The organism is Acinetobacter sp. AKBS16 (assembly GCF_002899995.1).
In the GTDB taxonomy this organism is placed as follows: Bacteria; Pseudomonadota; Gammaproteobacteria; order Pseudomonadales; family Moraxellaceae; genus Acinetobacter; species Acinetobacter baumannii.
The window spans coordinates 46257-48392 of record NZ_POYH01000064.1; the positions used below are offsets into that span (position 1 = coordinate 46257).

4 protein-coding genes and 1 pseudogene are annotated in these 2136 nt (G+C 39.7%); 3 read left to right on the forward strand and 2 right to left on the reverse strand.

Annotated features, from left to right (window positions below; all coding sequences use genetic code 11):
* Window positions 1-278, forward strand: a pseudogene (locus tag C1642_RS19205) (ATP-dependent DNA helicase RecG); the annotation flags it as partial.
* The gene (locus C1642_RS11530; protein ID WP_103236356.1) at window positions 271-906 is read left to right on the forward strand and encodes a ComF family protein; all 636 of its coding nucleotides are present in this window, start codon (window positions 271-273) and stop codon (window positions 904-906) included. The pseudogene C1642_RS19205 and the gene C1642_RS11530, both read left to right, overlap by 8 nt.
* Window positions 907-908: 2 nt before the next feature.
* On the opposite strand, the gene C1642_RS11535 is transcribed toward C1642_RS11530, so the two are convergent.
* Both C1642_RS11535 and C1642_RS11540 read right to left on the reverse strand, forming a co-directional pair.
* Window positions 909-1310 carry an NUDIX hydrolase gene (locus tag C1642_RS11535; RefSeq protein ID WP_000849705.1) on the reverse strand — a complete coding sequence of 134 codons (402 nt, stop codon included), beginning with the start codon at window positions 1308-1310 and terminating at the stop codon, window positions 909-911.
* A gap of 14 nt (window positions 1311-1324) precedes the next feature.
* A complete protein-coding gene (locus C1642_RS11540) occupies window positions 1325-1906 on the reverse strand; it encodes a TIGR00730 family Rossman fold protein (RefSeq protein WP_001084310.1) in 582 nt (193 codons plus the stop codon).
* 156 nt (window positions 1907-2062) lie between these two features.
* Here C1642_RS11540 and C1642_RS19210 point away from each other — a divergent pair.
* Window positions 2063-2136 (forward strand): hypothetical protein (locus C1642_RS19210; protein ID WP_228153847.1); only part of this gene is annotated, 74 nt, incomplete at its 3' end.

Sequence of the window (2136 nt, forward strand, 5' to 3'; positions counted from 1 at the left end):
TTTCACAAAATGGGCAAGAAAGACTTTCAATTTTAAGAGAAAGTAATGATGGCTTTGTTATTGCTGAAAAAGATCTTGAGCTAAGAGGCCCGGGTGAGTTATTAGGAACAAAACAAACAGGTGATATGGGTTTCCGTGTCGCACGTTTAGAGCGAGATGATCATTTATTGAGTCAAGCACACTACGTTGCACAACAAGTTCTAAAAGATTACCCTGAGCAAGCTGATGCCTTATTGAAGCGCTGGCTTCCCGAAGCTCCTCGATACGCATATGTTTAAGTTTTTAAACCCACATTATCTTTTTCAGTTGCTGTCCCCTTGCCTACTTTGCGAAATAGGAACACGGGAAAAATATTCTCTTTGTAAAGAATGCTGGGAACAGCTACCGTGGCTTAAGCAAACCATTCAGCGCAATGATCAGTCTGTTCTTGTGGCCTGTCACTACGCCTATCCAATTAACCGGATTATTCAGCAGTTTAAATATGAACAAAAATTACATTACCAAACCTTACTCGCTGAAGTTTTACAGCAATTAAAATTTCCTAAGGTACAAGCGATTGTACCCATGCCTATTTCTAAACAACGTTTAACTGAACGAGGTTTTAATCAATCCTTATTACTTGCCAATCTTTTGAGTAAGCAATTAAAAATACCAGTTTGGCAGCCTGTACAACGCTTAAATGAGCATTCTCAAAAGGGATTATCTCGACTCGAAAGATTTGAAAATATTGAACAGCAATTTGTTGCGCTCACTCAAGAAAAACGGCGTTATCGTCGTGTGCTGATTATTGATGATGTAATCACAACAGGAAGTTCAATTCACGCTTTGAATCAGGCGCTAAAACAGCTAGGGTGTACATCTATTCATGCCAGTTGCCTAGCTGCTGCTTCATCTACATCATATTAAAATTATAGAGTTATAGATAAGTTCTGCTCACACCACGGAATTACAATTTCTTTGGTTAATGGTGCAAGTTTTGTCTCGGAATCATTAAATTTCACCCACTTCATTTCAGCAATTTCAGCTGCAATTTGTGGGGACTGTTTTAATCGAACCAAATATAAATGGCTAATAAGCGTATGATCCGGTTCATTGGCAGCTGCTGTCTCAAAACGCCCTATAAACTGTTCTATTACACACGGGCTGCCTATTTCTTCCAAGATTTCACGCTGTATAGCAGTTTCCGGAGCCTCATTCGGCTCCAATTTACCGCCTACCTGCATAAAAGCTTGTGTATTACGCTTTCTGACAAGCAATAATTCATTTTGTTCATTTAAGATCACCGCAGCGGCGACCGTAATAGTTTTCACCTATTTAACCTCATTTATGGTTGAACGTCGGCATTTGTCCATTTCGGAGCAGGAGCCTGATATTGCTCAAATTGTTGAAGAATATCTTCAATTTTGTCTGAGGCAATCAATTTATCAACAAACCGTGCTTGGCTAAATCCGTTATCTACAGTTCCTTGAATCATTTTAAGCAAATCTTCATAAAAGCCAGCTACATTTAGAAAAGCACACGGCTTTTGATGAATACCTAATTGTGCCCATGTCCATTGTTCAAAGATTTCTTCCAATGTACCTGCCCCACCTGGTAAAGCAATAAAACCGTCCGACAGATCTGCCATTTTGGTTTTACGCTCATGCATATTTTCGACGACATATAATTTTGTCAGTCCAGGATGAGCTAACTCGCGATCAACTAAAGCACGAGGAATTACCCCAATGACCTGCCCGCCGGCTTGCAAAGCACTATCAGCAACAACACCCATTAAACCAGAACGGCCACCGCCATAAACGAGTGTTTTACCTTGTTTAGCAATAGCTTCACCGGTTAATTGAGCAATTTGTTGAAAGATTGGGTTTGAACCAAGAGATGAACCACAGAAAATACAAATTGAATTCATAGTATAAAAACCGTTTTATTGAACTGTCATGCTGACAAACTAGACTATCGACAGAGTTTTTTTTGCAAAATAGCGTATTGGCAAGTGTTTTTCGGCAAATCCTTGTCTAAAATACACCCATCAATTTCCATCAGACTGCGTAAGGAAAAAAGACACATGCTTGAAGCCTTTTATGCCACAGAACGCGGAAGTCTGGAAGATGCCACCATCAACGGTGGATTTGATCTACA